This window comes from Chryseobacterium limigenitum, assembly GCF_900114875.1.
Taxonomy (GTDB): Bacteria; Bacteroidota; Bacteroidia; order Flavobacteriales; family Weeksellaceae; genus Chryseobacterium; species Chryseobacterium limigenitum.
On record NZ_FPKW01000041.1, the window covers coordinates 1 to 8850 of the forward strand.

5 protein-coding genes are annotated in these 8850 nt (G+C 30.6%); 4 read left to right on the forward strand and 1 reads right to left on the reverse strand.

The features are described from left to right. The first annotated feature begins 119 nt into the window (after window positions 1–119). The 4 genes from BT156_RS21415 to BT156_RS21430 all read left to right on the forward strand — a co-directional run bounded on the left by BT156_RS21415 (window position 120) and on the right by BT156_RS21430 (window position 8137). Window positions 120–1046: a tyrosine-type recombinase/integrase gene (locus tag BT156_RS21415; RefSeq protein ID WP_072412953.1), complete on the forward strand. Its 927-nt coding sequence runs from the start codon at window positions 120–122 to the stop codon at window positions 1044–1046. Between the two features lie 104 nt (window positions 1047–1150). Further along, the gene (locus BT156_RS21420) at window positions 1151–4009 is read left to right on the forward strand and encodes a type I restriction endonuclease subunit R (RefSeq protein ID WP_072412954.1); all 2859 of its coding nucleotides are present in this window, start codon (window positions 1151–1153) and stop codon (window positions 4007–4009) included. 149 nt (window positions 4010–4158) lie between these two features. Then, entirely contained in the window at window positions 4159–5880 is a 1722-nt protein-coding gene (locus BT156_RS21425) for a DUF262 domain-containing protein (RefSeq protein ID WP_072412955.1), read from the forward strand. A 10-nt stretch (window positions 5881–5890) separates the two neighbouring features. Then, complete coding sequence (locus BT156_RS21430) at window positions 5891–8137, forward strand: DUF262 domain-containing protein (RefSeq protein WP_072412956.1); 2247 nt, start codon at window positions 5891–5893, stop codon at window positions 8135–8137. Window positions 8138–8543: 406 nt separating this feature from the next. On the opposite strand, the gene BT156_RS21435 is transcribed toward BT156_RS21430, so the two are convergent. Next, a partial coding sequence (locus BT156_RS21435) for a transposase (RefSeq protein WP_072411985.1) occupies window positions 8544–8850 on the reverse strand: 307 nt, incomplete at its 5' end.

Below are 8850 nucleotides of genomic sequence, written 5' to 3' on the forward strand. Positions count from 1 at the left end.
AATTTGGAAACCCGACAATTAATAATTTTTAATCTTAGATTTTACAGAGTTTTCTTCTCAAATCCTTTATTCATACCTTTTTTGATTTTTAATAATAATTTAAAATCAAAAAGAAAATTATGACGACAAAAAAAACATTTGCACAAATCGTAGAACTATGGAAAAAAGACAAACAACTTTATGTGAAAAAATCAAGTTTTTCGGCTTATGTGCTTTTGCTGGAGAACCATTTGTTACCCAAATTTGCTGAAGTAAGTAGCATAGAAGAAGAGGAAGTTCAGCAATTTGTTTTTCAAAAATTGGAACAGGGATTGAGCCAGAAAAGCATAAAAGATGTTCTTATCGTTTTGAAAATGGTAATGAAATTTGGGGCAAAATATAAATGGATTCAATACACGCCATTTGATATTCAATATCCAACCGTTCGAGAAAATCAGAGTATTGAAGTTTTGACGAGAACGCATCAGAAAAAAGTGATGAACTATATTCAGGAGCATTTTACATTTCGGAATCTGGGCGTTTACATTTGTCTTTGTTCGGGAATGAGAATTGGAGAGATCTGCGCACTCACTTGGGAAGATATTGATACGGATAACGGGATTATCAACATCAGAAAAACCATTCAGCGAATCTACATTATCGAAGATGGAAAACGCAGAACAGAATTGCTTCTCGATACACCAAAAACCAAGAATTCGATTCGAGAAGTTCCAATGAGCAGAGACCTTTTGCGAATGTTGAAGCCTTTTAAAAAGATTGTGAATCCTTTGTTTTTTGTCTTGACAAATGATGCTAAACCGACTGAGCCAAGAACTTACCGGAGCTATTATAAAAATCTGATGAAACAACTGGAAATCCCGGAAATCAAATTCCACGGATTGCGTCATAGTTTTGCAACCCGATGTATTGAAAGCAAATGTGATTATAAAACTGTGAGTGTACTACTGGGACATTCCAATATCAGTACAACATTGAATCTTTATGTCCATCCAAATCTAGAACAGAAGAAAAAAGCAATAGATCAAATGTTTAAAGCATTAAAATAGTTTTAGTTATGATATTTTTGTTAGATTTGACAAAACTATTAACAACATTGTCAGAGTTTCAAACTCTGACAATGTTTTTTAACCATAAAACACGTAAACGCAAAATGTCCAGCCAGCCCGAATATATTCTTGAACAGAAATTAGTAGAACAATTACAGCAGTTAGGTCATAAGCCAGTCAGGATTTGCAATGAAGCAGATTTGATTATCAACCTAAAAACCCAGCTTGAAATTCATAATAAAAAACAATTTTCCAATAAAGAATTTGAGAAGATTCTAAATCATCTTGCCAAAGGAAATGTTTTTGAAAAAGCTAAAATATTGCGTGACCGATTTCAGTTTACCAAAGACGACGGGAATTCGGAATGGATTGAATTCATCAATCAGGAAAGCTGGTGTCAGAATCAATTCCAGGTCACAAATCAAATTGCTCAGGAAGGAGATTATAAAAACCGTTACGATGTCACGATTCTAGTCAACGGTTTGCCTTTGGTTCAGATAGAGCTCAAACGCCGTGGTTTGGAAATGAAAGAGGCTTTTAATCAAATCAACCGTTATCACCATCAGTCATTTAATTCGGGAAAAGGTTTATTCAATTACGTTCAGTTGTTTGTTATAAGTAATGGTGTCAATACAAAGTATTATTCCAATAACGCCAAGCAGAGTTTTAAACAAACTTTCTTCTGGTCAGACGAGCACAATAATAATATCACACAACTTGAAGATTTTGCACAGGCATTTTTAGAGCCTTGTCACATTGCCAAGATGATTACGAAATATATCGTGCTGAATCAAACCTATAAAATTTTAATGGTTCTTCGACCTTACCAATATTATGCGGTAGAAAAAATTGTTGAAAGGGTTAGAAATACCGATAACAATGGATTTATTTGGCATACAACGGGTTCGGGTAAAACATTGACTTCTTTCAAGGCAAGTCAGATTCTCAAAGAAATTCCTAAAGTGGAGAAAGTTGTTTTTGTAGTGGATAGGAAAGATTTGGATTATCAAACGCAAAAGGAATTTGATGCTTTTGAAAAAGACAGCGTAGATGCTACGGAAAACACCGCACATCTCGTAAAGCAACTTTCTGATAATACAAAACTCATTGTAACAACTTTACAAAAGCTAAATACCGCCATTACCAAAGAAAAACACGGTAGAAAAATAGACCATTTAAAAGACAAAAAAGTAGTATTCATTTTTGATGAGTGTCATAGAAGTCAGTTCGGAGAAACGCATCAAAATATTAAGAAATATTTCCAAAAAGCGCAAATGATTGGCTTTACCGGAACGCCAATTTCGGAAGTGAATTCGGTTGGAAAAATAAATGGAATTTCTGCCACTACAAATATGCTTTTCAAAGAATGTTTGCATAAATACGTCATTACAGATGCTATCAGAGATGAAAATGTTTTGAAATTCTCTGTAGAATATGTCGGCAGATACAAAGAAAAGGAAGGTAGTAATACTTACATAGATATGGAAGTTGAAGCTATTGATACTCAAGAATTACTAGCAAGTCCAAAGCGTCTGGAGAAAATCACCGATTACATTATAACAGAACACGATAGAAAAACCCATCAGAAAACATTCAATGCAATGTTCTGTGTTAGTAGCATAGATGTTTTGCAGAAATATTATGACCTTTTCCAAAAGAAGAAAGAAGAGGGAAAACACAATCTGAAAATTGCAACCATCTTCAGTTATGGAACTAATGAAGAGAATAATGATGCAGACGGAAATTATCAGGAAGAAGATGTTTTGTCTATGGTTGCGGAGCCACCTGCAAAATATGGTGATTCACATAGCAGGACTGTTTTAGATCGATATATTGGTCATTATAATGAAATGTTTGGGATGAACTATTCTACTAAAGACAGCCAGACTTTTTATAATTATTATAATGATATTGCAAAAAGAGTCAGAAACAAAGAAGTTGATTTGATTATTGTAGTCAATATGTTTTTAACGGGATTTGATAGTCCGCAACTCAATACTTTATTCGTTGATAAAAACCTGAAATACCACGGATTGATTCAGGCATTTTCAAGAACCAACAGAATCATCGGAGAGAAAAAATCGCAAGGAAATATCGTTTGTTTTCGCAATTTAAAATCTGCGACAGATGATGCAGTGACTTTATTTTCTAACAAAGAAGCTATACAGGAAATAATCATCCAACCCATTGAAGATTATATTGAACTTTTCAAAAATTCTTTAGAAAAACTGAAACTAGTTGCACCCGAAATTCAAAGTGTAGACTCATATCAAACCGAACATGAAAAATTTGAATTTGTTACAGCCTTCCGTGAATTGATGCGTATTCTAAATGTCTTAAAGTCATTTACAGATTTTAGTTTTGAGCAATTAGAGATGACAGAATTTGAATTTGATGGATATAAAAGTAAGTATCTGGATATTTGGACATTAACGCATCCTAAAATTCCAGGAGATGGAAAGGTCAGTATTTTAGATGATGTTGATTTTGAACTGGAGTTAATTCATCGAGATGAAATTAATGTAAGCTATATACTTTCACTATTAGCAAATATCGCAGATATAAAAGGAATTAAACGAGAAGCGAAAATAAAAGAAATTCGTGAAATCCTATCCGGCGACGCCCAATTAAGAAGCAAAAAAGAATTAATTGAAAAATTCATAGACGAGAACTTGCCACATATTCCGGACGGCGATGCTGTAAGTGATGAATTTGATAGTTTCTGGAATAAAGAAAGAACTGATGCTTTTGAGAAAATTGCAGAAGAAGAATCTCTGAATAAAGAAAAATTCCAAGAAACGATTGACAGCTTTCTTTTCACTTCTAAAATACCTAAAATGAGCGATGCTCTAAAACTTTTAGAAATAAAACCAAAACTTACGGAACGAAATAATATCGGAAAAAGAATTATTCAAAAAGTTCAGGATTTTGTGGAGGTTTTTATTGATGGGGTGGCGTCGTAATCTTATTATGGTTTTCCGTAATTTTCAATGAGAGATACAGATTATTTTTGCTCATTGAAAAGATTCTTTCTAAATACTTTTTTGATTTCATTAAAAATTACATACAAGTCAATGTTAATAATTGACAGAATAATTTAAAACTAATAAATATGAATAAAATAGAACTTAAACCAATAAATGACTTATTGGGCGAATCTTTTTATGTTCCGTCCTACCAAAGAGGATATCGCTGGACAGAAACAGAAGTCAATGCACTTTTAAATGATATTTTAGAATTTTATACCAATAATAAAAATGCAGTTATAGAGCCTTTCTATTGTTTACAACCTTTGGTTGTTTCTAAAAAGGATGACCAATGGATTTTGATTGACGGACAGCAAAGATTAACTACGATTTTTTTAATATTAGATTGTTTAAAGCCATTAAGAGAAATACTGGGGAAAGGAACATATTCTATCGAATATGAAACTCGAAAGAACAGTCAATCATTTTTGAAAAATATAGATTATGATAAAGAATATGATAATGTCGATTATTATCATATTTGTTTAGCCCGTAAAGCCATTGAAAAGTGGTTTTCAGAAAAAGATGGAGTTTATAAAAATCATATCCTTCAAACCCTCACATCTCCATCAGAAGCAGGAATAAATGTACGAGTTATATGGTATGAAATAGATAATAAGAATGCTATTGAAATATTTACAAGAATAAATGTTGGCAAAATCCCGCTCACAAATGCTGAGTTGATAAAAGCACTTTTTTTGAGAAAGCGTAATTTCCTTAGCAAAGATTCTAGCGAAGTTTTATTGAAACAAATTGAGATTGCCTCGCAATGGGATGTTATTGAAAATACGCTTCGAAACGATAATTTTTGGTATTTTATAAAGGACAATAATTCTCAGTATGATACACGTATAGAATACATCTTTGATGTAATAAAAAAGAAATCAAACTCTGATGAGGAATTGTTTACCTTCCTAAAATACAATGAAGAATTTGAAATGAGAAAAAATAATATTACAGAAATCTGGAAGGAAGTAATGGACTTGTTTTTACGTTTCAAAGAATGGTATAATCATCATAAACTTTATCACTTAGTGGGTTACGTTATAACCACAAAGATTATTTCAATTGAAAAATTAATCAATAAAAACACTAATTTGAAAAAGTCAGAATTTGAAAATTATATAAAAGATAAGATTAAGAAACATTTCGAAAAGTATGACATTGATAGCTTAAATTATAATCAACATTCCACTACAATTAAACATCTACTGCTATTGTTCAATGTTGAGTATATTTTAAAGAATGATAAATCCAACCTGCGTTTTCCTTTTGATGAATATTTGAAAAATAATTGGGATTTAGAACATATCAGCTCTATCAATTCAGAGATGCCAAAGGAGAAGAATGCAAAATCTTGGATGATGGCTGTGTATGAATATTTTATTGGTACAAAGGTAACAGGCAATTACGAATTTAATGATGATACAACTTTAAGACTAATTAATGAAATCAAATCTTTACTTGAACAAGAAGATTTTAATTATGGAAAGTTTGAGGTGTTATTCAATAAAGTTTTGTCTTATTTCAAAGAAGATGAAATAGATGGAGATGTGAAAGACAGTATTGGGAATCTTTGTTTACTAGATGCTTATACCAATAGAGCCTATAAAAATGCAATATTTCCAGTTAAAAGAAAATGGATTTTAGAAAATGAAGCAAATGCTATGTTTGTCCCTTTATGTACAAAAAATGTTTTTGTGAAATACTATTCCAACAAGTTTGACCAAGTTATGTTTTGGCAACAGAATGATATAGAAGATTATCAAGACTGTATAAAATCAACATTGAAATTTTACCTTAATTAAAAAAAACAAAATGAAAACCGGAGAAAAACTTACGCTTACCGATATATTTACAACCAAAGATTTATCTGTTCAAATACCAATTATTCAAAGAGATTATGCACAAGGAAGAAACAATAAAAAAAGTATAAGAAATGAATTTTTAACTGTTTTATTTAACGCATTGCAAGACGATAAAATAGTAGATTTAGATTTTGTATATGGATATTTAGAAAACGCTAAATTTATTCCATTAGATGGGCAACAACGTCTTACCACCCTTTTTTTATTGCACTATTATTTGGCGGTAAAGGATGAGAAATTTGATTCATTTAAAACAATTTTCCAACAAGAAAACTTATCTAAATTCACTTATAAAACGAGACACAGTTCAAGAAGCTTTTTTGATAATCTTACTTCTAACGGAGAGGTGGTTTTAAATGACGATATAATTATTTCCAAATTATTAAAAGACCAAAAATGGTACTTTTATGAATGGGAAAATGACCCTACAGTTGCAGGTGCTCTTACTATGTTGGATGCTATTGAAGAAAAATTCAAAAACTCATCTGGATATTTTGAAAAACTTGTCAATAATAAATTAATCAGTTTTGAATTTCTCAATTTAGACGAATACAATCTTTCTGATGATCTTTATATCAAGATGAATGCTCGAGGTAAATCATTGACTTCTTTCGAGAATTTCAAAGCGAGATTTGAAAGCATTATTGAAAGTGTGGATTCTGATTTAAGAAAAGAATTTGTAAATTCTATAGACACTACTTGGTGCGATTTATTTTGGGGGTTATCGAAAGAATATACACCTGAGAAGCCTGCTGTTGATCAATTATTTTTAAACTATTTTAGTTTCATTACAGGGCTTTTATTCAATAAGGATGAAGAAATTGCTTCAAATAATGAGTATGATTTTAATAATTTTGAAATCATAAGCTTAATTTATTCTTCAAAAGAAAATCTTAAATTTTTAATCGATTCGTTGAACTTAATTTCGGCTTCAAAAGATAATGTAAAAGAAATCAATTTATTTTTTGATAATATATTTACTAATGAAGCAGATAAAAATAAGGTCAATATTTTTGAAGAGGAAACTAATTTATTAACTAAACTTTTATTCAGCTTCAGTTCTATTACTCATTTAGATAGATTTTTATTGTACTCAATAATCGAGTTTCATTTAAAATTCGACTATCAAAAACTCACAATCAATAATGAAATTATTGAACTATCAAGATTAGTCAGAAATTTTGTTGTAGATATTAATCAAAAAGGAAATGATAATTCAAGAGATGACGTTGTTCCTAATATTCGTTTCTCTAATTACCCTGAAATTGTTGGTTTTATAGATAAAATCATCAGTGAAAAACCATTTGACCAATTTGATTATAATACATCAAGTTCAAGTTATAGAAAAGAATTTGTTCAGAGAGAAATTGCAAAAATTAATTATATTAATCTGAATCCGCAGTTTAGGGAAGCTATCCAGTTGTTAGAGAATCATCCAAACTTAAAGGGAAATTTGTCAAGTTTTGATTTAATACTTCAGAGTAATTTGGATATTACCAACGTAGCAAACAATTTTGTGGAATTATGGAAAACTGTAGAAACAAATGATATTTTAAGATGTTTATTATCTTATGGTGATTATTCCGTTCACGTAGGAAAATGCTATTTTGGAGCTTTATGGTATTTTGGAAATAAAAATAAATGGGAAAGAATTTTTTATGCAAATGATAAACTTCCAACAATCCTATTGGATTTATTTACCGATATCGAGAGCGTCAAACAAAAAACAGTTAAAACAGCACTTCAAAAACTTAAAAAGAAAGAGGTAGATGAGGAATGGAGAAAACTATTTATAAACTATCCTAAAATGTTAATTTCAGACACTAATATTTATTCTTTTAGAGATGAAAAATATTATAAAATCGATGCTTTAGATAAATATACTTTAAGAGGATATCATACAAATTCTTTTGTAAATGCAGTTCTACACGATTCAAAACTTTTATCTAGCAATAAAATAAAAAATAATGGTTGGGAAGTAGACACTAATGAAAGTGTTATTCAGCTTAAGAATTCAGCATATATGACACCTGTTAATGACGGTTGGTTTATTAGTCATAGTACAAAAGACATTATGAACTCTTTAAATGGATTATCTTTTAAAGAACTCGATAAAAAAGGTATTTTAATTACTCCTTCAAAGAAAGAAAACATAATTGAAGTGGCAATTATATTTTTGAATAATTATTACAAATAAGACATATTCTAAAAAAATAAATTTGACAAATTGCCAAAGCGAATTACAAATCAAAAAACAAGTTCAAAATTTACCAATCTTTATTTGCAAATTCGAACGAAAAATTCTACTTTTACTACGTAAAATTATTATAATGGATTTTACCGCTTTTTGCAAATGCCCTATTTAAGGCCTTTCACAAGATGCTACAGCGAAACGCTTATCAATAAAAGGACGAGAAGAAGTTACAAAAACCCTCTCTCTCCGCTGGTTGAGAAACTAAAATAAGCTAAAACGCTGTAAACATCAATGTTTACAGCGTTTTAGTTTTTGCGCTAGTATCAAAAAAAATAAAAAAACAGACTCCAGGAATACCTGGAGCCTATTTTACACACTAAAATCTAGGATCAATCTCAAAACTTGGGGACTAGGCAAAAAGTTTAGACAACCTGAAGAGGAAAAATGCTTTATCCCGCACGCCTCTTAATTGTACTCTGAAGTTTTTTATTTTAGCATTGAAAGACTCGGCGGAAGCATTCGTGCTTCTTCTTTCAAAATAATTGAGAATCTCATTGTAATGATTCATTATGGTTTTTCTGAGCACTGAGAAAGCTTTAAATCCTGATTCTTCCACCTCTTTAAACCAATGTGCCAATTTCAACAGTGCAACGGATTTTTGAATGTTTTGATTGTAAATTTTCCTCAGGCCATCAGATAAATTGTACGCTTTTTCT

Excerpts from the sequence above, each read along its gene's own strand:
- BT156_RS21415 (WP_072412953.1), top strand. The coding sequence starts at position 120 with ATGACGACAAAAAAAACATTTGCACAAATCGTAGAACTATGGAAAAAA.
- BT156_RS21430 (WP_072412956.1), top strand. The coding sequence starts at position 5,891 with ATGAAAACCGGAGAAAAACTTACGCTTACCGATATATTTACAACCAAA.
- BT156_RS21425 (WP_072412955.1), top strand. The coding sequence starts at position 4,159 with ATGAATAAAATAGAACTTAAACCAATAAATGACTTATTGGGCGAATCT.
- BT156_RS21420 (WP_072412954.1), top strand. The coding sequence starts at position 1,151 with ATGTCCAGCCAGCCCGAATATATTCTTGAACAGAAATTAGTAGAACAA.